At 61.3% G+C, this 24,779-nt stretch carries 24 protein-coding genes; 14 read left to right on the forward strand and 10 right to left on the reverse strand.

What is annotated here, in order from left to right:
• Nucleotides 1-26: 26 nt before the first annotated feature.
• The gene (locus tag EN807_RS18025; protein ID WP_189522489.1) at nt 27-296 is read right to left on the reverse strand and encodes a hypothetical protein; all 270 of its coding nucleotides are present in this window, start codon (nt 294-296) and stop codon (nt 27-29) included.
• Between the two features lie 254 nt (nt 297-550).
• Here EN807_RS18025 and EN807_RS18030 point away from each other — a divergent pair, with 254 nt between their 5' ends.
• The 9 genes from EN807_RS18030 (at nt 551) to EN807_RS18070 (ending at nt 11,969) form a co-directional block, all read left to right on the forward strand.
• Nucleotides 551-1,582 (forward strand): substrate-binding domain-containing protein, encoded by a 1,032-nt coding sequence (locus EN807_RS18030; RefSeq protein WP_135936082.1) that lies wholly within the window; start codon nt 551-553, stop codon nt 1,580-1,582.
• 104 nt (nt 1,583-1,686) lie between these two features.
• On the forward strand, nt 1,687-3,228 hold the full coding sequence (locus EN807_RS18035) for a sugar ABC transporter ATP-binding protein (RefSeq protein ID WP_135936083.1): 1,542 nt from the start codon (nt 1,687-1,689) through the stop codon (nt 3,226-3,228).
• Between the two features lie 19 nt (nt 3,229-3,247).
• Nucleotides 3,248-4,237, forward strand: coding sequence for an ABC transporter permease (locus EN807_RS18040; protein ID WP_135936084.1), 990 nt, complete (start codon nt 3,248-3,250; stop codon nt 4,235-4,237).
• Between the two features lie 29 nt (nt 4,238-4,266).
• A complete protein-coding gene (locus EN807_RS18045; RefSeq protein WP_135936085.1) occupies nt 4,267-5,247 on the forward strand; it encodes a sugar-binding transcriptional regulator in 981 nt (326 codons plus the stop codon).
• The gene (locus EN807_RS18050; RefSeq protein WP_135936086.1) at nt 5,244-6,239 is read left to right on the forward strand and encodes an aldo/keto reductase; all 996 of its coding nucleotides are present in this window, start codon (nt 5,244-5,246) and stop codon (nt 6,237-6,239) included. The genes EN807_RS18045 and EN807_RS18050 overlap by 4 nt, the downstream gene beginning before the upstream one ends.
• An 18-nt stretch (nt 6,240-6,257) precedes the next feature.
• On the forward strand, nt 6,258-7,994 hold the full coding sequence (locus EN807_RS18055) for a glycerol-3-phosphate dehydrogenase/oxidase (RefSeq protein WP_135936087.1): 1,737 nt from the start codon (nt 6,258-6,260) through the stop codon (nt 7,992-7,994).
• Nucleotides 7,967-8,809: a class I fructose-bisphosphate aldolase gene (locus tag EN807_RS18060; RefSeq protein WP_135936088.1), complete on the forward strand. Its 843-nt coding sequence runs from the start codon at nt 7,967-7,969 to the stop codon at nt 8,807-8,809. Before EN807_RS18055 ends, EN807_RS18060 begins: the two co-directional genes overlap by 28 nt.
• A 26-nt stretch (nt 8,810-8,835) precedes the next feature.
• A complete protein-coding gene (locus EN807_RS18065; RefSeq protein ID WP_135936089.1) occupies nt 8,836-10,350 on the forward strand; it encodes an FGGY-family carbohydrate kinase in 1,515 nt (504 codons plus the stop codon).
• The gene (locus tag EN807_RS18070; RefSeq protein WP_135936090.1) at nt 10,347-11,969 is read left to right on the forward strand and encodes a GMC family oxidoreductase N-terminal domain-containing protein; all 1,623 of its coding nucleotides are present in this window, start codon (nt 10,347-10,349) and stop codon (nt 11,967-11,969) included. The genes EN807_RS18065 and EN807_RS18070 overlap by 4 nt, the downstream gene beginning before the upstream one ends.
• Before the next feature lie 94 nt (nt 11,970-12,063).
• Here the strand turns inward: EN807_RS18070 and EN807_RS18075 are convergent, their stop codons facing one another.
• Entirely contained in the window at nt 12,064-12,852 is a 789-nt protein-coding gene (locus EN807_RS18075; RefSeq protein ID WP_135936091.1) for a class I SAM-dependent methyltransferase, read from the reverse strand.
• Nucleotides 12,853-13,015: 163 nt separating this feature from the next.
• Between EN807_RS18075 and EN807_RS18080 the strand changes: the two genes are divergently transcribed.
• From EN807_RS18080 to EN807_RS35565, 4 genes are all read left to right on the forward strand, one after another.
• Nucleotides 13,016-14,098 (forward strand): ABC transporter substrate-binding protein, encoded by a 1,083-nt coding sequence (locus tag EN807_RS18080; RefSeq protein ID WP_246684240.1) that lies wholly within the window; start codon nt 13,016-13,018, stop codon nt 14,096-14,098.
• Nucleotides 14,088-15,155 carry an iron ABC transporter permease gene (locus EN807_RS18085; RefSeq protein ID WP_135936093.1) on the forward strand — a complete coding sequence of 356 codons (1,068 nt, stop codon included), beginning with the start codon at nt 14,088-14,090 and terminating at the stop codon, nt 15,153-15,155. Before EN807_RS18080 ends, EN807_RS18085 begins: the two co-directional genes overlap by 11 nt.
• Nucleotides 15,149-15,934: an ABC transporter ATP-binding protein gene (locus tag EN807_RS18090; protein WP_135936094.1), complete on the forward strand. Its 786-nt coding sequence runs from the start codon at nt 15,149-15,151 to the stop codon at nt 15,932-15,934. Before EN807_RS18085 ends, EN807_RS18090 begins: the two co-directional genes overlap by 7 nt.
• 506 nt (nt 15,935-16,440) lie before the next feature.
• A complete protein-coding gene (locus EN807_RS35565; RefSeq protein ID WP_189522491.1) occupies nt 16,441-16,695 on the forward strand; it encodes a hypothetical protein in 255 nt (84 codons plus the stop codon).
• A 303-nt stretch (nt 16,696-16,998) separates the two neighbouring features.
• On the opposite strand, the gene EN807_RS18100 is transcribed toward EN807_RS35565, so the two are convergent.
• From EN807_RS18100 to EN807_RS35570, 8 genes are all read right to left on the reverse strand, one after another.
• The gene (locus EN807_RS18100; protein WP_135936096.1) at nt 16,999-17,943 is read right to left on the reverse strand and encodes a lipid kinase; all 945 of its coding nucleotides are present in this window, start codon (nt 17,941-17,943) and stop codon (nt 16,999-17,001) included.
• 250 nt (nt 17,944-18,193) lie between these two features.
• Nucleotides 18,194-19,117, reverse strand: coding sequence for a branched-chain amino acid ABC transporter permease (locus EN807_RS18105; protein WP_246684241.1), 924 nt, complete (start codon nt 19,115-19,117; stop codon nt 18,194-18,196).
• 59 nt (nt 19,118-19,176) lie between these two features.
• Nucleotides 19,177-20,064 (reverse strand): branched-chain amino acid ABC transporter permease, encoded by an 888-nt coding sequence (locus tag EN807_RS18110; protein ID WP_029355907.1) that lies wholly within the window; start codon nt 20,062-20,064, stop codon nt 19,177-19,179.
• Nucleotides 20,065-20,134: 70 nt separating this feature from the next.
• On the reverse strand, nt 20,135-21,322 hold the full coding sequence (locus EN807_RS18115) for an ABC transporter substrate-binding protein (RefSeq protein ID WP_246684243.1): 1,188 nt from the start codon (nt 21,320-21,322) through the stop codon (nt 20,135-20,137).
• A 55-nt stretch (nt 21,323-21,377) separates the two neighbouring features.
• Nucleotides 21,378-22,124 (reverse strand): ABC transporter ATP-binding protein, encoded by a 747-nt coding sequence (locus EN807_RS18120; RefSeq protein WP_135936099.1) that lies wholly within the window; start codon nt 22,122-22,124, stop codon nt 21,378-21,380.
• On the reverse strand, nt 22,117-22,872 hold the full coding sequence (locus tag EN807_RS18125) for an ABC transporter ATP-binding protein (protein WP_135936100.1): 756 nt from the start codon (nt 22,870-22,872) through the stop codon (nt 22,117-22,119). The genes EN807_RS18120 and EN807_RS18125 overlap by 8 nt, the downstream gene beginning before the upstream one ends.
• Before the next feature lie 175 nt (nt 22,873-23,047).
• On the reverse strand, nt 23,048-23,248 hold the full coding sequence (locus EN807_RS18130; RefSeq protein WP_135936101.1) for a hypothetical protein: 201 nt from the start codon (nt 23,246-23,248) through the stop codon (nt 23,048-23,050).
• 65 nt (nt 23,249-23,313) lie between these two features.
• The gene (locus EN807_RS35570; protein WP_189522492.1) at nt 23,314-23,460 is read right to left on the reverse strand and encodes a hypothetical protein; all 147 of its coding nucleotides are present in this window, start codon (nt 23,458-23,460) and stop codon (nt 23,314-23,316) included.
• Nucleotides 23,461-23,630: 170 nt separating this feature from the next.
• On the opposite strand from EN807_RS35570, the gene EN807_RS18135 reads away from it, so the two are divergent.
• Complete coding sequence (locus tag EN807_RS18135) at nt 23,631-24,725, forward strand: glycosyltransferase family 4 protein (RefSeq protein WP_135936102.1); 1,095 nt, start codon at nt 23,631-23,633, stop codon at nt 24,723-24,725.
• Nucleotides 24,726-24,779: the final 54 nt, after the last annotated feature.

Genomic DNA, 24,779 nt, shown 5'->3' on the forward strand with positions numbered 1-24,779 from the left:
CGGGCGCTCGTGCAGAGTGTCCGGCATCAAACCAGATTTCCGACAGCCGCCGGATGGGTATTGCAGCCTCGCGCGATGCGCTGGCTGTCAAACCGCGTCGTCGACGACCAGATGAAGTGCGCCCTGCGAGCAGGGTTCGACGCGCGCCTTGATGCGGAAGGTGGCGGCGAGTTGTCCGGCGTGAGAACACGCGGCGCCGGACCGAAGTCGTGCAGCGTTCCATCGGAAAGGATGGCGACCTTGTCTGCGAATTTCAGCACCAGATTGAGATCGTTTAGCGCGATCAGCACGAGCATGCCGCTCTCTTGGGGGAGGCCGCGGACCCGGCGCATGGCCATACGCCGGGGAAGGTCGGCAATTGGCCACGAAGCTGCCGGTCGCGATGAGGTGTGAAATATATTTCTGCATGTGAATTTTATTGACACTCGAGCCAACTCCTGCGAATGATCAGTTGCTGGGCCTCGGGAGGAGGTTCGGCCTCATCAACCACAAGCGGCGGCACGTAAGTGTCCGACCGCCCATTGACCAGGCTTCGGCCGAGGGAGGACTCTTGCGCAAATTTTTGAGCATGCTCGCCATTTCGGCAGCAGCCACCACTGTGTTGGGGGCAAGCCACGCCGCGGCCCAGGCCGCTAACCCGTTCAAATGCGAGCCGGGCGAAAAATACGTCATGAACGTCATGGTTTCCGGCGTCGAATATTGGTTCCCGGTCTATGAGATGTTCAAGCAGGCTGGACAGCAGTTCGGTTGCGAGACCGAATACACCGGAACGCCAGAATACGACGTGAACAAGCAGATAGCGACATTCGACCAGGCGCTGGCTCAGAGGCCGGCTGGCATCCTGGTGCATCCGATGAACTCCGATCCATTCATCGAGCCAATCAATCGGGCCATAGACCAGGGAACGGCAGTGGTCACATTCGCTGCAGATTCGCCCAACTCCAAACGAGTATCCTACATCACCTCCGACAACGTCGCCGAAGGCACCTATGCCGCCGATGCAGTTGCCAAGGCGATGGACGGCAAGGGCGAATACGCGGTCCTCGAAAACCCTGGACAGGACAATCACGACAAGCGCATCGCCGCCTTCATCGCCCGCATGGAAGCCAAATGGCCGGATATGAAGCTCGTCGGCCGCGCGGCGTCGAACCAGGATGCGACGAAGGCCTACCAGGCCGTGCTCAGCCTTGCGCAGGCGCATCCTGAACTGGGCGCAGTGTTCATGCCGGAAGCCAACTCGGCAATCGGCGCGGCGCAGGCCGCCAAGGAAGGCGGCGGCAAGATCCGAGTTATGCTGGCCGACGTCAACGCCAAGATCCTCGATATGATCAAGGCCGGCGAAATCTTTGGCTCGGTCAATCCGAACCAGGGCATGCAGGGCTATATGGGCTTCATGCTGCTGTGGCTGGCCAAGCATCCTGAGCTGATCGATCCGATGAACGACGCCCGGCGCTCGGGATTCAACGGCATGGGCGTGCCTTTCGTCGACAACGGTTTTTCCATCGTCACTGCGGAAAATGCCGACGATTTCTATTGGGATGCCTACCTCACGCGGCGCGGCACCAAGGGCATCGAGGAATAAGTCCGACTTTATGCCTTCGGGCTCTTCGGAGATGCTCGAACCGGACGGGGCGCACTCGCGCCCCGTCGACCCAACCGTCAACATCAACGCTGCAGGGGGACGGAGTGACCGCCGCCGCCATTCTTGAAATCCGCGACATATCGAAATCCTTCGGCGCCATCAAAGCGCTGACCGGGGTCGATTTCACGCTGCAGCGTGGCGAAATTCACGCGCTGTGCGGCGAGAATGGCGCGGGCAAGTCCACGCTGATGAATATCATCGCCGGCATTGTGCAACCCGACGATGGCGCCATTCGTCTGGAAGGCAAGGACGTGACCATTGCATCGCCATCCGCCGCGCAGCGGCTTGGCATCGGCCTCGTCCATCAGGAAATCGCGCTCTGCCAGGACGCTACGGTCGCCGAGAATATCCTCATGGCGGCCATCAACAATCGGCGCGCGCCCCTGATGAATTTTCGCCGGCTCTACACTGATGCGCAGAAGATAATGGACCTGCTGGCGCCGATCCCGGTCGAGACGCCGGTCGCCGACCTTTCGATTTCCAACCAGCAACTTGTAGAAATCGCCAAGGCACTGACGCTCGAATGCCGGGTACTGATGCTCGACGAGCCGACGGCCGCGCTGACCGAAACCGAGGCGCAGCGCCTTTTCGCAATCGTCCGCGATCTCAAGGCGCGCGGAATTTCAATTATCTACATCAGCCACCGCATGGCCGAGATCTTCAGCCTGTGCGACCGCGTCACGGTGTTTCGTGACGGCAGATATGTCGCGACCGATTCTATCGCTTCGGTCACTCCCAATAATGTCGTGCGCAAGATGGTCGGGCGCGAAATCACGCAGCTCTACCCGCAAAAGCTCTCGCCTGAACGGCGTACTGACCGCCCTGTGCTGTCGGTCGCCAATATCTCCTATCGAGTGGGTTCCGACGGCGTCAGTTTCACGCTTCGTGCGGGCGAAATTCTTGGCATCGGGGGGTTGATTGGCGCCGGCCGCAGCGAGATGGTCCAGACCGTTTGCGGCTTGCGCCCGAAGGTGTCGGGATCGGTCGAACTCAATGGCGAGCCGGTCAGCATCAGAACCTATAGCGATGCCGTGCGCGCAGGCCTGGTCTACCTCTCAGAGGACCGCAAGGCGTCGGGCCTGTTCCTGGACCTGTCGGTTGCATCCAATATCTCCGCGCTGGACCTTCGGAAACTGACCACACCGCTTGGGCTGCTCGATCGCCGCGCCGAGGCAAAGCAAGCCACCGACCTGGTCGAGCGCCACGGTGTGCGCATGGGCGGCATCGAGGCACAGGTGTCGACGCTTAGCGGTGGCAATCAGCAGAAGGTCGCCATCGCCAGGCTTCTTTCGGTCGGCCCCAAAGTGGTCATTCTGGACGAGCCCACACGCGGGGTCGATGTCGGCGCCAAAGTGGAAATTCATCGCCTGCTTCGCGATCTCGCCGAGCGGGGCGTCGGCGTCATCGTGATTTCATCCGAGCTTCCGGAATTGATCGGGCTCAGCGACCGGGTGCTTGTCATACACGAGGGTGCCATCGTCGGCGAACTGAGGGCGGACGAATTGACCGAAGAGGCAATCATGCTGCTTGCTTCGGGTCTCCGGCAGCAACGATCAATTGCAAGGCAGGTTCAGAATGTCGCTTAGACAGACCGGAGGAACCCTCATGGACGCTGAAATCAAGGCGGGCGCCCCCGGGCTTGGCGGGCGCAACTGGCTGCGTCTTGGGTCAATGCGAGAGGCGGGGCTGATCGCAATCATGCTGGCGCTGTGCATCGCCATGACATTCGCTTCGCCGCATTTCCTGACTTGGGGAAATTTCCGGGCCATGCTGATGAGCTTCTCCATTGAAGGCATCGTCGTGGTCGGCATGACGATACTGCTAATTGTCGGCGGCATCGACCTGTCCGTCGGGTCGGTGGTCTGCTTTTCCATGGTCGTGTCAGGCGCTCTCTTCCTGATGGGTCTGGACCCGTGGACCGCGAGCCTCATCGGCATAGGCGCCAGCGCGCTGATCGGCGCGGCGATGGGCTTCTTCGTGACCGTCATCGGGCTCAATCACTTCATCACATCGCTGGCGGCGATGGTGATCGTGCGCGGTCTTTGCCTTGTCATCACCAAGGGAACCCCGCTGTCGCTGTTCAGCCTGCCGCCCGGGTTCAAGGCAATCGGCCAGGGCAGCTTCGGCAATGTGCCTTATGTCATCGTCATCTTTGTCGTCGTCGTGGCCATCTTCGACTTCCTGCTTCGGCGTGCCACGGCCTTCCGTAAGGTCTTCTATACCGGCAGCAACGAGAAGGCGGCCCAATTTTCGGGCATCAAGACCAAGCAGGTCAAATTCTGGGTCACGGTCCTCTGCTCCACTCTCGCGGGTTTTGCCGGCGTCATCTACATGTCGCGCTTTGGCGCTGCGACCCCGACCTTCGGCGCTGGCATGGAGCTCAACATCATCGCCGCCGCCGTCATTGGCGGAGCATCGCTCAATGGCGGCTCGGGCACCATCTTCGGCGCGATACTGGGCATGGCCCTGCTCTCGGTCGTCACAAGTTCGTTGATCCTGCTCGACGTCTCCGTCTATTGGCAGGACATGATCAAGGGATGCATCCTGCTCGCGGCAGTATCGATCGACCACTTCCTGCATCGCAGGAAATCCTGAGCAGCAGCGCGAGAGTTGAGCATCCAATCATGTCACCAACCAATTCGCGGGACGACATCACGATCGTCCGCCAGATGTATCAGGCGCTTGTGCTTCATTACATGGAAGCCAAGACGCAAGCTCAAATCGCCAAGGAGCTCGGCATCTCGCATGCGACCGTCAACCGGCTGATCAAGCGCGGTCATCAACTCGGGCTTGTCGAGATCAAGATCAAGTCGCCGGTCGAGCAACTGGTCGACATCGAGGCGCGACTGGTCGCGATAGGTGGACTCCAAAGGGCCGTCGTCGTCCCTTCCGTTTCGGACAATCCGCAGACTGCGCTCCAGCGCGTCGGCGAGGCCGCGGCCAGGCTGGTGCTCGAGACGATCAAGGACGGCGACACGATTTCCATTACCGGGGGCAAAGGGGTGAGTGCCGTCGTCGCTGGCCTCAAGCCGAGCCGCAGCTACGACGTCGAGGTTGTTCCAGCGACCGGCCTGGTCCAGGGCAAGCATTACACCGACGTCAATCACGTCGCGTCTCTGATGGCCGACAGACTCGGCGGCCGCGCTTATCAGATTCACGCGCCGCTGTTTGCCGACAGCCCGGCCCAACGTGACATGCTGATGGGCGTCCGGGCCGTTTCGGATGTCTTCAACAAGGCGCGCGAAGCAACGCTCGCGGTCGTCGGCATCGGCTCCATCCTGACCGACGATTCGAGCTACTACGATCTGCACCCGTCCTCAAGCGCCGACCGGCTGGCCATCGAGCGCTCGGGCGCGGCGGGCGAGCTGCTCGCCCATCTCATAGACGGCAGCGGCAAGCTCGCGGACTACCGCCTCAACCGCTCACTCGTTTCGCTGACGCTCGAGGAATTCGCGACCATTCCGCAGTCGATCGGGGTCGCAAGCGGCGCAAGCAAGGTGGTCCCGATCCTCAGTGCCATGCGCGGCTCTCACCTCGATACCCTCGTCACGGACGAAACCACCGGCTTGAAGATCCTCGAGCTCGCCGAAGGAAATGCAGCATGAATTCTCGACAAATCACCCGTCGCGTCGGCAAGTCCGGCGTTGTCGCGTCGGCAGTAGGGCTCGGAACCTGGGCTATCGGCGGCTGGATGTGGGGTGGCACGGATGAAGCTGAATCGATCGCTGCGATCCAGGCGTCCATCGATGCCGGCGTCTCGTTGATCGACACCGCGCCGGCTTACGGTCTCGGCCGCAGCGAGGAGATCGTCGGCAAGGCCATCAAGGGCCGGCGCGACCGCGCGGTCATCGCCACCAAATGTGGCCTGAACTGGCATTCGAAAAAGGGCAATCACTTCTTCGATCAGGACGGAAAGCCGGTGAACCGATATCTGGGCTCCGACGGCATCGCTTATGAAGTGGAGCAGAGCCTGAGGCGGCTCGGCACCGATTATATCGATCTCTACATCACCCATTGGCAGGACCCGACGACCCCCATTGCCGAGACAATGGAAGCGCTCGAACGCCTCAAATCAGCTGGCAAGATCCGCGCCATCGGCGCAAGCAATCTCAACACCGGCGAGCTGCAGCAGTATGCCGGAGCTGGCCAGCTCGACGCGATCCAGGAAAGGTATTCGATGCTGGATCGCGAAATTGAGCAGACATTGCTGCCGATCGCGCGCCAGCATCAAGTTGCTGCGCTCAGTTACTCGTCGCTTGCGCTCGGCCTGCTTTCGGGCGCGATCGATCCGGCGCGTGAATTCAGCGGCGACGACCAGCGCAAAAGCAATCCGCGCTTCTCTCAGGCCAACCGGCGCAAGGTGGCCGCCTTGAAACATGCCCTGGCCCCGGTCGCGGAGGTCTACCAGGCAAGCATGGCGCAGATCGTGATCGCCTGGACGCTGGCGCAGCCCGGCATCACCTTCGCGTTGTGTGGAGCGCGAAACGCGGCGCAGGCGCTCGACAACGCCAGGGCAGGGGAGATTTCGCTGAGCGCTGCGGAACTGACGGCCATCGATGCGGCGGTGGCCGTGAATCTCGTGGCGATAGATGCGTGATCGAAAGCGCATCTTGAGATGAATCGCATCCAGACGATCGCCGGCTTGCGCGAGAACCCCGATGTCGACGTGCTTGTCATAGGCGGCGGCATTAACGGCATCAGCGTGTTTCGCGAACTCGCTTTGCAGGGCGTCGATGTGCTGCTCGCCGAAAAGGGCGATTATTGTTCCGGCGCCAGCGCGGCCCTCTCGCGCATGGTTCATGGCGGCTTGCGCTACCTTGAAAACGGCGAGTTCAAGCTGGTCCGCGAATCTTTGCTCGAACGCGATCGGCTGTTGAAGAACGCGCCGCACTACGTTGCGCCACTGCCAACCACGGTGCCGATCTTCGACCTGTTCTCAGGCATAGCAAATGGCGCAGTCCGCTTCCTTGGACTAAGCCATCGTCCGGGCCGGCGCGGCGCATTGGTCATCAAGACCGGCCTGGCGATGTATGACTTCTTCACCGCCGCACGTCGTATCGTCCCGACGCACAAATTCAGGAGCCGCGCTGAAACACTCAAGGTCTGGCCTGCAATCAATCCTGCTATTCGGAATTCGGCGACATACTATGACGCCTGGGTCAGCCACCCCGAGCGGCTGGGTACCGAGATGCTGCGCGACACCATGAACCAAAAGCCGTCCGCCCGGGCGCTCAACTATGCACGCGTATCGCTCGATGACGCGACCCTGGTGCTTAACGACCGACTATCTGGCGAAACGGTAGCCGTGAAGCCGCGGCTCGTGGTCAATGCCACAGGCGGCTGGATCGACCTGACCAATTCGGCGATCGGAGCCGTTGCGCCGAAGCTTATGGGCGGCACCAAAGGTTCGCATCTGATCGTCGACAATCGCGAGCTTCATGACGCGCTCGACGGTCATATGATCTACTACGAGAACGAGGACGGCCGGATCTGCATCCTGTTCCCCTATCTCGGCAACGTACTGGTCGGCTCGACGGATATCCGTGTCGACGATCCTGACCAGGCGTGCTGCATGGACGACGAGCGACGATACATCCTCCAGTCCCTGTCCTTCGTGTTTCCCGGGATCGAGATCACTGAAACCGACATCGTCTTTCAGTTCACCGGGGTGAGGCCGCTGCCGATAAGCCAAGACAGTGTTACCGGGCGCATTCCCCGCGATCATTTCTGCGAACTGGTCGAGGGCGCCGGTACGCTGCCGCCGACGCTCTGCATGATCGGCGGGAAATGGACAACCTTCCGATCGTTCGGCGAACTGGCAGCGGATATCGTGCTCGAGCGATTGAGCCGACAGCGCACCGTCGGTACCGAAAACATGCCGATTGGCGGCGGCCGGCATTTTCCCACTGCTCCGGCAAAATGGTGCGCAGAACGCGCGGCGGCGCACGGTCAGTCGCTTCACCGCATGCGCTGCCTCTTCGAGCGCTACGGCACCGCGGCGGATGCCGTCGCCGCCTACGTGGCAGCAGGACAGGACGAGCTCTTGCCTGGCAGCGACTACTCGGCCAGGGAGATCCAATATCTCATCGCCAATGAATATGTCGAGCAGCTGGAGGACCTGCTGCTTCGCCGCACGACAATCGCCATCACCGGTGCTCTCTCGGCCGACCTTCTCGACGCGGTTCTCGATATTCTCGCTGTCGAAAAGAACTGGGACGCCGCGCGCAAGGCATTCGAGCGCACCGATTTTCTTGACCTGTTGCAACGCCGGCACGGCGTCGATCTCGACCAGCTATCCCCAAAAGACCAAGGAAGGAGCGCCGAATGCGCATCAACAAGAAAGTTCGCATGAACCGGTTGTTCGGCGGAGCGCGCTGTCTCGACGTCGCAATCGATCATGGCGTGTGCAACGAGCCGTCGTTTCTGGAAGGGCTCGAGGATATGGCCGGCGTCGTCGCCCAGCTGGTTGCCGCGGGACCGGACGCTATTCAGATGAATTATGGCCAGGCCGATCTTCTGCAGTCCTTGCCTGGCAAGGACAAGCCGGCATTGGTCATGCGCATAGACATGGGCAATCCATATAACAAAACCCGCCATCGCTCGATGTGGGCCATCCTGCAGAACGAAGCCGAGCCACTGATCGGCGCGCTGGAAATGGACGCGGCCTGCGTGGTCGTCAATCTATTCATGCTGCCTGATGAGCCGGATCTGTTCCGGCAATGCGTCCACAACATTGCCCGCGTTCGCGCCGATTGCGAAAGATACGGCCTGCCGCTGATGATCGAGCCGCTGGCGATGCTGCCCAACTCGGAGTGCGGAGGCTACATGGTCGACGGTGACCCAGAAAAGATCGTCACACTGACCCGGCTCGCAAGCGAGATGGGCGCCGACATCATCAAAGCGGACCCGACCACCGATCCGAACGACTTCCACCGCGTCGTGGCGGCGGCGCGCTGTCCTGTCCTGGTGCGCGGTGGGGGCAGGGAGGATTTGCGCGCCGTCTTCGACAAGTCGGCGGCGCTGATGGCACAAGGCGCGGCGGGCATGGTCTATGGACGCAACATATACCAGCATTCCAACCCTCGTGCCGTCGTGAGAGGATTGATGGCGATCATCCATGAGAATGCGGACGGCGCTGCAGCTTGGGAGCTCTACCAACAAGAATAAACCTTGGCAGCTTGGGAGGCGCTTCAATGCAGCAATACATTCTGGGTCTTGATGCGGGCAACACCGTCATCAAGGCCATCATCTTCGACACCGCAGGTCGCGAACTCGCGCTTGCCGCACGGGACGGCCACTCCTGCATGCCAAAGCCCGGCCATGTCGAGCGGGACCTCGGCGAACTGTGGCGCAACGCCGTCGAAGTCATCCGCCAGTGCCTCGACCAGTCGGGCATCGATCCCCGCGACATCGCGGTGATCGGCTGCGCCGGCCACGGCAACGGGCTCTACGCGCTGGACCGCGGCGGCGACCCGCTGCTCGGCATCCAGTCGCTCGACACCCGCGGCATCGGCATCGTGAGCGAATGGGCGGCCGCAGGCGTTGGCGACCAGACCTATGTCCACTGCCTGCAACGGCCCTGGGCGGCGCAGACGCCGACTCTGCTGGCGTGGCTCAGGCGCCATGATCCGGCGCTTTTTGCCCGAATAGGCACCATTTTTTTGTGCAAGGATTTTGTCGTCAACCGCCTCACCGGAGCGCGCTCGACCGAGACCTCGGATATGTCGGGCTGCGGGCTTTTGCACATGCCCGGCCGACGCTACGAGCGTGAGTTGCTGGCCGCCTATGGTCTCGACGATTGCATGGAACTGCTGCCGAACGTGCTGGAGGCCTCCGACACCGCCGGCCATATCACGCGCGATGTCGCCGCAGCCACGGGCCTTCGGGCGGGTACCCCTGTGGTGGCGGGCCTGTTCGACGTCGTCGCCAGCGCCATTGGTTCGGGCGTCACCAGCACCGGCGCCGCCTCCATCATTGCCGGCACCTGGAGCATCAACCAGGTTATCACCGAAGAGCCGATCCGCGATCCGTCGATCTTCATGCTGTCGACGTTCGATCCGGTGCGTTATCTCGCCATCGAATCGAGCGCCACATCGGCCGCAAATCTCGAATGGATCGTGCGTGAGTTCTTCGAGCATGCGCCGCCGGCAGGCGCATCGCCATTTGAGATCTGCAGCGAGCTTGTTGCTTCCGTCGATCCCGCGGGAGACATGCCGATCTACCACCCCTTCCTTTACGGCTCGCAGCAAAATGGCAAGGCGCGTGCAGGTTTCTACGGCATTGCCGGCTGGCACACGCGGGCGCATATGCTGCGCGCACTGTTCGAGGGAGTCGTGTTCGAACACCGGCGTCACGTCGCGACGCTGCGTCGAGCGGGAGCGACCATCAGCCACGCGGTTCTTTCGGGTGGGGGCTCGCGCAGCGCCATCTGGCCGCAGATATTCTCCGATGTCCTGGAGATGCCGGTGACTGTAGCGCGCAGCCGTGAGACTGGTGCGCTGGGAGCTGCAATTGCAGCCGGGACAGGCGTCGGCCTGTTTGCCGACTTCTCTTCAGGCGCCGCCGCGATGACCGCGCCCGACCGCTGCTACCAACCCAACATCGCGATCGCACCGGTCTATGAGCAGCGCTATCGCCTCTATGGCGAGATCAACCAGGCCATGGCTCCGCTATGGGACAGTATGGCAAGCGAACGGACGTCCAATTGACACAGACCATTGCCGATTTTGGACAATACGACTTCATTATCGTCGGCGCAGGTTCAGCCGGCTGCGTGCTGGCCAACAGGCTGTCGGCCAATCCAGCCATACGCGTGCTGCTTCTGGAAGCCGGCGGCAGTGACCGCTACCACTGGGTCAACATTCCCATCGGCTATCTCTACTGCATGGGCAACCCGCGCACCGATTGGCTGATGAAGACCGAGCCGGAGGCCGGGCTGAACGGTCGTGCGCTCAACTATCCGCGCGGCAAGCTTCTGGGCGGCTGCTCGTCGATCAACGGCATGATCTACATGCGCGGCCAGGCGGCCGACTATGACGGCTGGCGGCAAGCCGGAAATCTTGGTTGGGGCTGGGATGACGTGCTTCCGTATTTCCGCAAGTCCGAGGACCATTTTGGTGGCGCCAACGACCTTCATGGCGCCGGTGGCGAATGGCGCGTCGAGCGCCAGCGCCTGTCCTGGCCAATCCTGGATGCCTTCCGCGATGCTGCCGAGGAACTCGGCATCCCCCGGACGGAGGATTTCAACGGCGGGACCAACGAGGGATCAGGCTATTTCGAGGTCAACCAGCGGAAGGGCGTGCGCTGGAATACCTCGAAAGCGTTCCTGCGCAGCGTGCTGCGGCGGCCGAATTTGCGCGTCGTGACCGGCGCCGAGACCGAGAAGCTAAATTTCGACGGAGCTTGCGTCACTGGCGTTGTCTTCCGCATGAGCGGTCAATTGCATCGTGCGCGGGCAGGCGAGACAATACTTGCCGCTGGCGCGATCAATTCGCCGAAGCTGCTCGAGCTTTCCGGCGTCGGCCGACCTGCCGTGCTTGGCGCAGCAGGAATCCCGGTTCGCCACGCGCTGGAAGGCGTCGGCGAGAACCTGCAGGATCATCTGCAGATCCGCACAGTCTTCAAGATCGCCAATGCCTCGACGCTAAACCAGCGCTACCACAATCTGTTCAGCCGCGCGGCCATGGGCGTGGAATACGCTATTCGTCGCACCGGACCGCTGTCGATGGCGCCGAGCCAACTTGGCATCTTCGCCAGAAGCGACCCACGCCTGGAAACGCCCGATCTCGAATACCATGTCCAGCCGTTGAGCACTGACCGGCTGGGCGAGCCGCTGCATCGCTTCCCCGCGGTCACGGTTTCGGTCTGCAATCTCAGACCGGAAAGCCGCGGCACCGTCCACATAGGGGCGTCCGATCCGCAGACGGCCCCGAAGATCCGGCCGAACTATTTGTCTACCGAGGGAGACAGGAGCGTCGCCGTAGCATCGCTGCGCCATGTCCGCCGCATGATGAAGGCGCGCGCCGTTGCCCGTTTCGCGCCTGAGGAAATGCTGCCCGGTGCACAATATGAAAGCGACGAAGATCTCGTCCGCAAGGCCGGCGATATCGGTACTACGATTTTCCACCCGGTCGGCACCTGCAAGATGGGCGCAGGCTCGATGGCAGTGGTCGACGGCCGGCTGCGGGTGCACGGCATTTCTGGCCTGCGCGTCGTCGACGCTTCGATCATGCCGACGATCGTTTCCGGCAACACCAACTCTCCAGTGGTGATGATCGCGGAGAAGGCATCGGAAATGATCCTGCAGGACGCCAGCCAGAAGAAATAATACTCGGTGGCGCATCTGAGCTGACGCAGACCGGCAGCTATTCGCAGTCGTGCCGCCGCCGCGCCATCGACCGACGCCGGCAGCGCCGAGGAGTTTACTGCGGCTTTGTCGCGCAGATCGCGAAGCGATGTTGAGTGACGCGTTCGAGCGCCTTGGGCCAACTCATCTGTCGAGCCTGTGCGCGATGGATCGCTCCCAGTTTCCAGTCGACGACCGGCTGCTCCAGCCCGGCTTCGGCCAGCAAGCGCGCTATCTCTTCCGCCCGTGCGCCGCCCGAGAAATAGACACGAGCAAGAATGCTCTGGTGGCGTCTGGCCATGGAGGCGCCGTCAGTGTCCAAGACCCAGGACTTGCCGGCCGTGAGCTTCTCCCAAATTTCCCGCAAACTCATCGCCCAGTTGCGGCTGACAAAATCGCCGTCGATGACCAGCAGCTTGCCGCCGGGCTTCAGCAGCGAGAACCATTCGGCAAAGGCCGTCTTCGGATCCACCAACGTCCAGACCAGGTGACGGGTGACGATGACATCGTAGCTCGCCCTGTCCTCGAGCGTCCGTTCAGCATCCCTCACGATGAAGCGGATATCGGCGCCGCGTTTTTGTGCCTTGGCGCGCGCCTTGGCGAGCATGGCTTCCGACCAATCGAGGCCTGTCACCACAAAGCCTAGATCGTGCATCAGATGCGAAATAACGCCTGTCCCACAGGCGAGATCCAGAGACGCCCGCCCGGCGCCAGGCCCAAGGTGCCTGCTTATGAGCGCATGCCAGGCAGCGCGCTCGCGCTCGGAAAAAATCTCGTGGCCGACCTGCAGGTCGAACGTCTCGGCGCGATCGGACCAATAGTCCCGAATTTCGTCGCGCAGCGAATAGTTTGCGTGAGCCGTCATTGCCCGAAACGCTCTCCCCAAAAGCGGTACATTGGAATTGCTCTAAAAGATAATACTTGATTACACAATTCACGTTTTCTAAAGCCGGGCCGGTAAACTGAATTGCGAGAGAACAATGATTTTGAAGTCGATATTTGCGGCCGCGGTCGCCCTCGCGGCCTTCATGCCGCTTACCCTCGGCGCGCGCGCCGAGATCGTCACCGACATTAGTGGCCGCAAGGTCGAAGTGAAGACGCCGGTCGAGAAGGTCATCCTCGGCGAAGGCCGGCAAATCTACCTGATCGCCGCGCTCGATACCGACAACCCCTTCAAGCGAATCGCTGGCTGGCGCGAGGATTTTTCCCAGGCCGATCCCGACAATTACGCCGTCTATCTGGAAAAATTCCCCTCGATGGCCACGATCCCGACCTTCGGCGGTTTCAAGGACGGCACCTTCGACATCGAGCAGGCCATCGCGCTTCAGCCGGACGTGATGATCATGAACATCGAGGCCAGGCAGGCGACCGAGGACGCGCAATATATCGAAAAGCTCGCCGCCGTCGGCATTCCGGTGGTTTATGTCGATTTCCGCGAGCATCCCTTCACCAACACCGAGCCGAGTATGCGTCTTATCGGCAAGCTCTTTGGCCAGGAAAAGCGGGCCGAGGAGTTCATCGCCTACCGCGCCGCCCAGATCGCGCGGGTCACCGATGTTATCGCAAAGAATGATCCAAAGCGGCCGACCGTCTTCGTCGAGCGCGCCGGGGGCTATTCCGACGATTGCTGCATGAGCTTCGGTAATGACAATTTCGGCAAGTTCGTCGAGATGGCCGGCGGCCGGAATATCGCGGCGGATCTGATCCCGGGCACTTTTGGCGCGCTCAATCCCGAACAGATCATCGCAAGCGATCCCGACCAGGTCATTGTTACGGGCGGTAACTGGGAGGCCTATGTGCCGGGTGGCAAATGGGTCGGCGTTGGTCCCGGCGCGGACGAAGCGGCAGCACTGAAGAAACTCAAGGGCCTGACGGAGCGGCCCGCCCTCACTGGCATCAAGGCGGTGGAGAACGGGCGGATCCACGCCATCTGGCACCAGTTCTACAACAGCCCCTATCAGTTCGTCGCCATCCAGCAGATGGCCAAGTGGCTGCAGCCCGACCTGTTCGGCGATCTGGATGCTGAGGCCACCTTCAAGGAGTTGCACGAGAAGTTCCTGCCGGTCGAATACAGGCCTGGCCATTGGGTCTCGCTCTCCGATGAGCAGTGAACCCGCTGCACTGTCGGCCAAGGAAGGGCGCGGCCTTTACCGCGCTCTCGTTCTGCGCAAGCAGCTCATGCTCGCAGGGCTCGCCCTGGCGCTGCTCCTGAGCCTTTGCGTCGATCTTGCGCTCGGCCCTGCCAGCTACAGCCTCGACCAGGTGGTGCTCGCGCTCGTTTCTCCCGCCAGCGTGCCTCTTCAGGTGCGCGTTGTACTGTGGGAAATTCGGCTTCCCATCGCGCTGATGGCCGTGGTCGTTGGCGCAGCACTGTCGGTCGCCGGTGCACAGATGCAGACCATCCTCAACAATCCGCTCGCCAGCCCCTTCACGCTCGGCATTTCGGCGGCGGCCAGCTTCGGCGCCGCGCTCGCGCTCGCCTTCGGTGTCGCACTCATCCCCGCCGCGATCGAATATGTCGTGCCGCTCAACGCCTTCCTGGTGGCGATGCTGACCGCGCTCGTCATCCACCTGCTGAGTCTCAAGCGCGGCGTGACGGTCGAAACCATCGTGCTTCTCGGCATCGCGCTCGTCTTCACCTTCAATGCGCTGCTGTCGCTCGTCGCGTATCTTTCCTCGGAGCAGGCGCTCGCCGCGGTCGTGTTCTGGACGATGGGAAGCCTCACCAAGGCCACCTGGCCCAAGCTCATCATCACCAGCCTCATCCTTTTCGCAACGCTGCCGATATTCGCGCGCCGCGCCTGGGCGCTGACGGCGTTGCGGCTAGGCGAAGACAAGGCCGCGAGCTTTGGGGTCAAGGTCGCACGCCTGAGGCTCGAAACCATGATGATGGTGAGCCTGCTCGCTGCCATTCCCGTCGCCTTCGTCGGCACCATCGGCTTCATCGGGCTCGTCGGTCCGCACATCGCCCGCATGCTGATCGGAGAAGATCAGCGCTTCTTCCTGCCCGCCTCGGCGCTTTCGGGGGCACTTATCCTTTCGGCAAGTTCGGTCGCCAGCAAGTCGCTCATTCCAGGCACGATCTTCCCGATCGGCATCGTCACCTCGCTTATCGGCATTCCCTTCTTCATCTCGCTGATCCTGTCGAATGTGAGGCGCTCATGGTAACGATCAGGCTCGATGGTCTCGGAGCCTTCCACGGGGCGCGGCTCGCCCTTTCGGACATTTCAACTCCCATTTTCCGAGGTGGCGAGGTAGTCGCCGTTATCGGACCCAACGCAGCGGGCAAGTCGACGCTGTTCAAGCGCATCGCAGGACTCTTGAAGGGCCCTGGGCGCGTCTGCCTCGAGGGAGCGGCGAAGGGACCGGACGGCATCTGCTACATGCCGCAGGATACGGCAGCCAACGCGGTGCTGACCGTCTATGAATCGATCCTGCTCGCCCGCAAGCAGGGCTCGGCCTGGTCGGTTAGCGATGGCGACCTCGCACTCATAGACGGCATCCTGGCCGCGCTCAGCATTTCGGATCTTGCCTTTCGCAACGTCGGAGAATTGAGCGGGGGGCAAAGGCAGGTGGTGAGCATCGCCCAGACCCTCGCCCGCGAACCTGAAATCCTGCTCATGGACGAGCCGACGTCCGCGCTTGACTTGCACCGGCAGGTCGAGGTGCTGAGCTTCATGCGCGGGCTTGCGCGCAAGCACGGGATTGCGGTGCTGATCGCAATTCACGACCTCAATCAGGCCCTGCGCTTCGCTGACAAATGCATCGTCATTGCCGAGGGCCGGATGATCGCCTGCGGCGCGCCGGAAGATGTTGTTACCCCGGCGCTTTTGCGTGACGTGTACCGCGTCGAGGCGCGGATCGAGCGCTGCTCGCGGGGCATCGGTCATGTAATGGTGGATGGCGTCGCGGACGAAACGGCAGCGACTGCGTCGATAGCAGCTTAAGGCGTCAGAGGTCGAAAGCCAAAACCTAGAAAATAGATCGAAATTCTGGCGTAAATGTTTGAAATAAAAACTTTTACTATCGTCCAGGCGGCTACTTTGGCGTCGAAGGGAGGCGTTCACTCTCGACCGCTGCACGTCCTTCGACGAGCCGATGTTGTACGAGACACCTTGGGTAGACAGAGGTCGTGAAAACGCGCGATAAGGTTAGCCTGCGCTAGATTCAAAGGCCGGGGCACCAGAAGATGGCACGCCGAATGTGCAACGCAATGCTTGGCTTCGCGGCGCTTGCCATAACCGCGTGCCAATCGGCTCCTGAAGCGCCGCAACCTACTCTCGAACCTGCATTAGAACCTGGTACCATTCCCGCCCAAACTGCCTCGGATCCTGCGGCTGTTCCCTCCGGCTCAGCAATTATGCATCAATCCGTGGCGGTCACTCCGCCTGACAAGGCCGTTCCGACAAGGTATGCTGTTTTTTCGGGTCTATGGGCCGGACGATTGGATGGGATGTATGACGCCATACTTGCTGTTCAGACGATTTCTTCCAATGGGAAGGTGACGGTTACCTATGCGTGGGGAACTCTGGGCGACAACCATCCGGGAGAGGCCGCCGGCGCTGGAAGAATTGTGGGGAGTACGTTGAAGCTTGAGCGCCTACCGAATGGCGCAGACGTCAGTTTTGTCATGCGGCCCGACAGAACCCTGGCCGGAACCGTTAGGCTTGCCGGCCAGACCTACTCGGGCGCGTTCCTCAAGCAATGATCAAAGGACGTGTCTGAAGGCTATGTAGGGCCAGGCGACTGTTCCATATTGCAGCCTATTGTTACCGGGGTGGGGGCCTCCAGACCGTGACCAGCGGCTACAATGGTTGCCATGGCGTCGGCTGCATGGAACCCAACTTTGACGAGCACGGCAGCTACCAGCGTTGTCATGGCGCGGCTGCCTCGTCGACGATCCCTGAGATGTTGCCCGATCAGCCCACGTCCTTCTTCCAGAGGCGCGGACTCCTGATCGAGAGATGACCGCAGGCGATTGGGTTTATTCGACGCGCGCTTGATCGCCGGTCTACCCGCTATTTGCGCTGACCGCATCATCAAGCACCTTTGTGCGGGGCTGTATGCGCGCGCCAGCAGGCGCGAACACCGAAATCGCCTTCGGGTGGACCTTGAAATGCGCCGGGGTCGAGGTGACGATCTCCCCATCAGTGTTCACCGGCATCGGCCTTTTCGTCTCGATGTCAAACTCGACGCATCTCGCCGTGCGAACCTCGCTCCAGGCGCCATGCGTGCCGGAGCGGAACGAGCGCAGCATAAGCGCCATTTTCCAGAGGTTCGTCATTTCCAGGCTGTACAGGTCGAGATGACCGTCATCGATCTCCGCCGACTCCTCGACGATGTTGCCGCCGCCATAGTGGCGGCCGTTGCCGACTGCAATCTGGTAGGTCTTGACTTCGGTCGCTACGCCCTTTTCGGTAATCCTTGCTTCGAAGAGGCGGGCCTTGGTCAACACTTTTATGGCCGCCAAGGCATAGCCAAACCTGCCGAAACGCTTCTTCAGCGCCGGATCGAGACCCTGCGCAAGGTCGGTGCTGAGGCCGATGCTCGCAACATTGAAGAAAGCGTGACCATTGACGGTTCCGATGTCGATCAGACGTCGTCCGCCCTCTACGATCACGTCGGCCGCCTTCCCCAAATCCAACGGTATTTCGAGGGTGCGCGCCAGATCGTTCGCCGTCCCCATCGGAATGATACCCATCGGCAGCCGGCTTTCCATAACCGCGACCGCCGCCGAGGACACCGAGCCATCGCCGCCGCACACGATCACAAGATCGGCCCTATGGCGAAGGCGCACGATGTCGCGTGCTATCTCGGGCAGCGCCTCAAACGTCTCGACGCTGACGCGGAGCCCACCGGCTTCCAGCCGCTCGACGACCGGTGCGATAGATTCCTGCCCGCGTCGTGCCTTTGGATTGACGAGTAGAAGCGCGCGTCTGTTCGTGATGTCGTTCATGCGGCGTAGATAGGGTGCTAGCCTGCAGATTGCGATGTCAACAGGCGCGCTTGGGAAGGCGCCAGAGTTGAATTTTCGTAACAGCCCGAATTGCTGGTTGTCACATCCGATGAGGAATCTGCACAGGTGGGGGACGCTGTCGCCCGCATCCGCTGCGGCTAACTTGGCCGAACCTGACGCTCAAACGTTTTTGTGAGTCGACTTCTCGATGTCGACCGTCGATGATCCGAAATTTCGGCCTCATACTCGTTCAGAGCGGCTTCCGGATCCATTTTGCCAGGACGCCAACGATGCCCTCCCGGAACGACAGCACCGCGACAACGAAGATGATGCCCTGGCCGATGGTGACCCAGTCGCCAAATGTCGCGAGGTAGTTCTGCATCGTGACGATGACTGCCGCGCCGACGATCGGTCCGAACACCGTGCCCATGCCGCCTAAGAGCGTCATCAGCACGACCTCGCCGGACATGGTCCAGTAGACGTCGGTAAGCGACGCCAATTGGAACACGATTGCTTTGGTTGCACCGGCGACGCCGGCGAGCGTGGCCGACAGCACGAATACGGCAAGCTTGTAGCGGTTGACCCGATAGCCCAGCGAGATCGCGCGGGGCTCGTTCTCGCGGATCGCCTTCAACACCTGTCCAAACGGCGAATGGATAATCCGGTAGATCAGCAATATGCCGGCGAAGAAGACGGCGAGCACGAACAAATAGAGGACTTCGCTCGAGCGCAGGTCGATCAGCCCGAACAGATGGCCGCGCGGCACGGCCTGGATGCCGTCCTCGCCGCCGGTAAACGCCGCCTGCAGCGAGAAGAAATAGATCATCTGCGCAAAAGCCAGTGTCACCATGGCGAAATAGATGCCGTGGCGGCGAATGGCGAGGGAACCGATGGCGAGACCGAGCACGGCTGCCACCAGCGTGCCCGCGATAATGGCAAGTTCAGGCGTCAGACCCCACACCTTTGCCGCATGGGCCGAGACGTAGCTTGCCATGCCGAAATAGGCTGCGTGGCCGAAGGACAGGAGGCCACCAAAGCCGAGCAACAGGTTGAAGGCGCAGGCAAACAGCGCGAAGCACAGCACCTTCATGACAAAGATCGGATAAAGCAGAAATGGCGCGGCGATGAGGAAGACGAAAAGCGCGGCGAAGATCGCAAGGTGATGACGGGGCATGCCCGCGGCGCCAACTGACGTGATGGTCGCTATAGCGATCGGGTTGGTGTCGGTTGCCATCACACACTCCGCCCAAACAGACCGGCGGGTTTGACGAGCAGCACGAGCGCCATGATGACAAAGATCACCACGGCCGAACCTTCCGGATAGAACACGCGGGTCAGGCCCTCGATCAACCCAAGCCCAAAGCCGGTGAGGATCGAGCCCAGGATTGAGCCCATGCCGCCGATGACGACGACGGCGAAGACGACAATGATCAGGTCTGCCCCCATGTTCGGATTGACTGCGTATATCGGCGCGGCGAGCACGCCGGCGAAACCCGCGAGTGCGACGCCGAAGCCATATGTGAGCGTGACCAGCAGCGGCACGTTGATGCCGAACGCGCCGACCATCGTCGGGTTCTCGGTCGCTGCCCTCAGATAGGCGCCAAGCCGAGTCTTTTCAATGATGAACCAGGTCGCGAGGCACACGATGAGGGAAGCCACAATTACCCAGGCGCGCGAATTGGGCAGGTACATGAAACCGAGATTATGCCCGCCGGTCAAAAGCGGCGGCGGCGGGTAAGGCAGGCCAGATACCCCGAAAAATTGGCGGAAGAAGCCGACGATGATCAGCGCCAGGCCGAAAGTGAGAAGCAGTCCGTAGAGATGGTCTAGGTGATAGAGCCGTCGGATCAGCACGCGCTCGAGCACTATCCCGGTGACGCCGACGATCGGCGGAACGATGAACACAGCCCACCAGTAACCGACGCCGAGATAGTTGAGCAGCATCCAAGCGCCGAAGGCGCCCAGCATGTACTGCGCGCCATGCGTGAAATTGATGATGTTCAAGAGACCGAAGATGACCGCCAGCCCGAGGCTCAGAACCGCGTAGAAGGACCCATTGATCAGCCCGAGCAGCAACTGGCCGAACAGGACCTGCGGCGGAATTCCAAGCAGTTCGAACATGGTCGCTCCAGCTGACTTGTCGACGAGACGACGCGCCGAGCGGTTCGGCGCGTCGTTGGCGAGGGCTCGCTTATTTAACGAGCGAACAGCCGCCTTCGGCGAGCGGGCGGAACGCCTTGTCGGCCGGAATGGTGGCCACCGTCTCGAAATAGTCCCATGGCCCCTTCGACTGGTCCGGCTTCTTGACGCGGAACAGATACATGTCGTGCAGCTTGCGCCCGTCGGCGCGGATCGTACCCTTGCCGAACAGCGGATCGTCGGTCGGCATTTCCTTCATCTTGGCCATCACCTTGGCCGCATCCTTGTCACCAACGGCCTCGACGGCTTTAAGGTAATGCAGGACCGAAGCGTAGACTCCCGCCTCGATCATCGAAGGCTTTTGTCCGGCATTCCGCTTTTGGAAGCGGGCCGAGAATGCCCGCGTTTGATCGTCCTTGTCCCAGTAGAACGCGCTGGTGAGCACGAGGCCTTGCGCCACGTCGAGGCCAAGCGCATGCACGTCATTGATGAACATCAGCAGGGCGGCGAGCGCCTGGCCACCCTGCGTGATGCCGAATTCCGACGCCTGCTTGACCGCGTTGATCGTGTCGCCGCCGGCATTGGCGAGGCCGACGACCTTGGCACCCGACCCTTGCGCCTGCAGCAGGAAGGACGAGAAATCCTGGCCGGGGAAAGGATGGCGGACAGCGCCGAGAACCTTGCCGCCCGATGCTTCGACGACCGCCGACGTATCGCGCTCGAGCGCGTGGCCGAAGGCGTAGTCTGCCGTGACGAAGAACCAGCTATCGCCGCCTTCTGCGACCATGGCCGAGCCCGTGCCGTTGGCAAGCGCCCAGGTGTCGTAGGTCCAGTGCACGGTGTTGGGCGAACATGCTTTGCCGGTGAGGTCGGACGAGGCCGGACCCGAGGCGAGGAAGATCTTGTTCTTCTCCTTGGTGATCTCGTTGACGGCGAGCGCCACCGACGAGGTTGGCACGTCGGCGATTACATCGACATTTTCGGTGTCGTACCACTGGCGGGCGATGTTCGAGCCGACGTCCGGCTTGTTCTGGTGGTCGGCGGAGACGATCGACACGTTGATGCCCTTGTCCGCCGCCCTGAAGTCTTCCGCCGCCATCTGGGCCGCGATGACCGAACCTTCACCGGCGATGTCTGCATAGATGCCGGAACGGTCATTCAGAACGCCGATCTTGACATCCGTGGCGTGGGCCGTGCCGGCCATCAGCAGGCTCGTCAGCGAAGCCAGAATAAACCCCATTTTTTTCATCGCTACTCTCCTCCGATTGCGGCGCAACGCGCCGTTGATGATTGCCTCAGACACCGAGATAGGCGTGCAGTTTGTCGATGTTGGCGTCGAGTTCGTCGTTGGGGATCGTGTCGATCACGCGCCCCTGTTCGACCACGTAGTGACGGTCCGCGACCGACGCGGCGAAATGAAAATTCTGTTCAACGAGCACGATCGTGAATCCCTCGTCCTTGAGCCGGGCAATGGTGCGGCCGATCTGCTGCACGATGACGGGCGCAAGCCCTTCGGTCGGCTCATCGAGCAGCAAAAGCTTCGCGCCCGTCCGCAAGATCCGGCCGATGGCGAGCATCTGCTGTTCGCCGCCCGAAAGCTTGGTGCCTTGGCTCGAAAGCCGCTCCTTCAGGTTCGGGAAAAGCTCGAAAATCTGCTCGACGCTGAGCCCACCGGGGCGCACCTGCGGCGGCAGCATCAAATTCTCCTCGACCGAAAGGCTGGAAAAGATCGCGCGTTCCTCTGGGCAGTAGGCGATGCCCATCTGTGCGATCAACCGCGACGGCAGCTTGATCGTCTCGCGGCCGTCATAGGTGACCGAGCCCGAGCGCCTGGAAAGGATGCCCATGACTGCCTTCAGCGTCGTCGTCTTGCCGGCGCCGTTGCGGCCGAGCAGCGTCACCACTTCGCCTTCGCCAACCTCGAAACTCACGCCGTGAAGCACATGGCTCTCGCCGTACCAGCCCTGCAGGCCATCGACGCGCAGCAGCGGTCTCGCCGAGGGGGCAGCAGCCGGCCTGCTCGTCAGTTCAACTTCAGACATGTCCGGCCCCGATATAGGCTTCGATAACGAGCGGATCTTTGGAAACCGCAGCATAGTCGCCTTCGGCGAGGACTTTGCCGCGCGCGAGCACGGTGATGCGGTTCGACAGCGAGGCTACGACCGAAAGATTATGCTCAACCATCAAAATGGTGCGGTTCTTGGAGATGCGCCGGATCAGCGCCGAGATGCGCTCGATGTCTTCTTGCGCCATGCCGGCCATAGGCTCGTCGAGGAGCAGCATTTCAGGGTTCAGCGCCAGCGTCGTCGCGATCTCAAGCGCGCGTTTGCGGCCGTAGGACAGATCGCTGGCGCGGATATCTGAAAACTCGGTCAGGCCGACATCGGCGAGAAGAGCCGCACCCTCGCTATTGAGCTTGGAAAGCACTTTCTCGGAACGCCAGAAATCGAAACTGTCGCCGCGCCGGCGCTGCAGCGCGATGCGGACATTCTCGAGTGCCGTCATGTGCGGAAATACCGCCGATATCTGGAAGGAGCGCACAAGGCCCAGCCGCGCGATGTCGGCCGGCTGCATCCTGGTGATGTCGCGGCCTTGGTAGCGGATCGCGCCGCGCGTCGGCTGGAGGAATTTGGTCAGCAGGTTGAAGAGGGTCGTCTTGCCTGCGCCGTTGGGGCCGATCAGCGCGTGGATCGATCCTCGCTCGACCGTCAGGTTGACATTGCTTACAGCGACGAAACCCCCAAATTCCTTAGTCAATCCCGCGGCTTCGAGGATCGCTCCGGAATTCATGCGCGGGAGCCTTCGCCCGCCATCGGCGTGAAAACGTGGAACCGCGCTGCGAGGCTGTCCGCCCCCAGGGTGACTTCCATGGTTTCCTCCCGTGGCTCTCCCGCCCGCAACAAACGACCTAATGAACATCGCGTCAAGGCTGCAATTTTCATAAGCGTCTAACTTCGCGAAAAGCTTAGCTGCGCTGGCTCGAGTTGGAGTTTTCCCGGTCTGCCCGGGGGATCTTGCTCTTCGACGCTTTCGATCCGCCGCCCCATTCCTGGGCGATCCTGGCTTGGGCGCCGCCCTTGGCCGGTTCCTTGGCCTTGTCGCCGCCGCTTGCCCTCTTTCCCGATACAGGATGGTCGGCTTTCGCAAACGAGTTGGTCTTTGTCATGGTGTCACTCCTATCGACGGTCGGGGATCGCAGCCATTACGGTCCGCCTGCGGGGCAGGCGTCGGTCAGTCCTCGCCGCGGTTTGGATCATTGCCGGCAGCCTGGCTGCTCTTTTGCGGCTTGTCCTTCTTGTCCTGATTGCCGCCGCGGTTGCCGCCATGCTCGCCGCTGGATCCCTTGACGGCTTTTGTGTCCTGAAGCTTCGTAGCCATCCTGGTTCTCCTTTTGGTCCAACTGTTGGAACCCCCTGACGTCGCGATTGTTCCCGCGGGGAACTTATCGGCCTTTCGGGAGTTCGCCAGAGGACCGCAATGAACGCGAGGAAGGAGATCGCCGTCGAAGCTTTTTGAAGGATGACCTTCGCTTTCGAGAAGGGTTGCCGATGAAAATTGCCCAGATCGCCCCCCTTACCGAAGCCGTGCCGCCGCGGACCTATGGCGGGACCGAGCGAATAGTTTCATATCTGACTGAGGAGCTTGTTCGGCAGGGGCATGATGTGACCTTGTTCGCCAGCGGTGATTCACGCACCTCTGCCGAATTGGTACCGTGTTGCGATATTGCATTGCGTCTGAATCCCAGGGTCCGGCACGATATTCCCCAGCACGTGATGATGCTTGAACAGGTGCGCAGGCGGGCCGATGAATTCGACGTGCTGCATTTTCACATCGATATTCTCCACTTCCCCATAGTTCGGGACTTTGCCGAGCGAACCGTTACGACACTTCATGGTCGGCTCGACCTCCCGGATCTGGCGCAGCTTTATGCGATGTTTGATGACATTCCGCTGGTTTCGATCTCTTACGATCAACGCTGGCCCATGCCGCCTGTCCATTGGATCGGAACGGTGTATCACGGTCTGCCTCGCGATCTTCTCCCTTTTCGCCCGAAAGCCTCGGGCTATCTCGCCTTCCTCGGCCGCATCTCACCGGAAAAGGGGCCGGAAACGGCGATTGAAATCGCTGCGCGTACCGGAATGCCGCTGAAGATTGCCGCCAAGATCGACAAGGTAGACCAATCATATTGGAAAGAGAGGGTCGAACCCCAGGTGCTTCGAAATTCCAGCGTGGAATTCATCGGCGAGATCGACGAACGGCAAAAAGCAGACTTTTTGGGCAATGCGGCAGCGCTTTTGTTCCCTATTGACTGGCCGGAACCCTTCGGACTCGTAACCATCGAGGCGATGGCCTGTGGCACGCCTGTGATAGCGTTTAGACGCGGCGCCGTTCCGGAGGTCATCGACGATGGCGTGTCCGGGTTGATCGTCGACACGCTCGACGGAGCTGTGGACGCGGTACGGCGGATAAACGGCCTCGATCGTGCACGGGTGCGAGGGACTTTTGAAGAGCGATTCACGGTTGAGCGCATGTGCCGCGACTACGTGGCGATCTATGGCTCGCTCTCCGACGACATAACGAAAGCACTTGGTTGTCAAAACAAGCGCGCTAAAAATGCCGCAATGATGACTATGTCTACCTGACGGAGCAAGGCGACGGCTCGGCTGCCCGGATCAGCGCCTGAGCCGCCTTGTTCG

Origin of the sequence: Mesorhizobium sp. M5C.F.Ca.ET.164.01.1.1, assembly GCF_004792125.1 — a bacterium.
GTDB classification, from domain to species: Bacteria; Pseudomonadota; Alphaproteobacteria; order Rhizobiales; family Rhizobiaceae; genus Mesorhizobium; species Mesorhizobium wenxiniae.

Excerpts from the sequence above, each read along its gene's own strand:
- EN807_RS18025 (WP_189522489.1), bottom strand. The coding sequence starts at position 296 with ATGCTCGTGCTGATCGCGCTAAACGATCTCAATCTGGTGCTGAAATTC.
- EN807_RS18040 (WP_135936084.1), top strand. The coding sequence starts at position 3,248 with ATGGACGCTGAAATCAAGGCGGGCGCCCCCGGGCTTGGCGGGCGCAAC.
- EN807_RS18045 (WP_135936085.1), top strand. The coding sequence starts at position 4,267 with ATGTCACCAACCAATTCGCGGGACGACATCACGATCGTCCGCCAGATG.
- EN807_RS18050 (WP_135936086.1), top strand. The coding sequence starts at position 5,244 with ATGAATTCTCGACAAATCACCCGTCGCGTCGGCAAGTCCGGCGTTGTC.
- EN807_RS18055 (WP_135936087.1), top strand. The coding sequence starts at position 6,258 with ATGAATCGCATCCAGACGATCGCCGGCTTGCGCGAGAACCCCGATGTC.
- EN807_RS18060 (WP_135936088.1), top strand. The coding sequence starts at position 7,967 with ATGCGCATCAACAAGAAAGTTCGCATGAACCGGTTGTTCGGCGGAGCG.
- EN807_RS18065 (WP_135936089.1), top strand. The coding sequence starts at position 8,836 with ATGCAGCAATACATTCTGGGTCTTGATGCGGGCAACACCGTCATCAAG.
- EN807_RS18075 (WP_135936091.1), bottom strand. The coding sequence starts at position 12,852 with ATGACGGCTCACGCAAACTATTCGCTGCGCGACGAAATTCGGGACTAT.
- EN807_RS18080 (WP_246684240.1), top strand. The coding sequence starts at position 13,016 with ATGCCGCTTACCCTCGGCGCGCGCGCCGAGATCGTCACCGACATTAGT.
- EN807_RS18085 (WP_135936093.1), top strand. The coding sequence starts at position 14,088 with ATGAGCAGTGAACCCGCTGCACTGTCGGCCAAGGAAGGGCGCGGCCTT.
- EN807_RS18090 (WP_135936094.1), top strand. The coding sequence starts at position 15,149 with ATGGTAACGATCAGGCTCGATGGTCTCGGAGCCTTCCACGGGGCGCGG.
- EN807_RS35565 (WP_189522491.1), top strand. The coding sequence starts at position 16,441 with ATGTATGACGCCATACTTGCTGTTCAGACGATTTCTTCCAATGGGAAG.
- EN807_RS18100 (WP_135936096.1), bottom strand. The coding sequence starts at position 17,943 with ATGAACGACATCACGAACAGACGCGCGCTTCTACTCGTCAATCCAAAG.
- EN807_RS18105 (WP_246684241.1), bottom strand. The coding sequence starts at position 19,117 with ATGCCCCGTCATCACCTTGCGATCTTCGCCGCGCTTTTCGTCTTCCTC.
- EN807_RS18110 (WP_029355907.1), bottom strand. The coding sequence starts at position 20,064 with ATGTTCGAACTGCTTGGAATTCCGCCGCAGGTCCTGTTCGGCCAGTTG.
- EN807_RS18115 (WP_246684243.1), bottom strand. The coding sequence starts at position 21,322 with ATGGGGTTTATTCTGGCTTCGCTGACGAGCCTGCTGATGGCCGGCACG.
- EN807_RS18120 (WP_135936099.1), bottom strand. The coding sequence starts at position 22,124 with ATGTCTGAAGTTGAACTGACGAGCAGGCCGGCTGCTGCCCCCTCGGCG.
- EN807_RS18125 (WP_135936100.1), bottom strand. The coding sequence starts at position 22,872 with ATGAATTCCGGAGCGATCCTCGAAGCCGCGGGATTGACTAAGGAATTT.
- EN807_RS18130 (WP_135936101.1), bottom strand. The coding sequence starts at position 23,248 with ATGACAAAGACCAACTCGTTTGCGAAAGCCGACCATCCTGTATCGGGA.
- EN807_RS35570 (WP_189522492.1), bottom strand. The coding sequence starts at position 23,460 with ATGGCTACGAAGCTTCAGGACACAAAAGCCGTCAAGGGATCCAGCGGC.
- EN807_RS18135 (WP_135936102.1), top strand. The coding sequence starts at position 23,631 with ATGAAAATTGCCCAGATCGCCCCCCTTACCGAAGCCGTGCCGCCGCGG.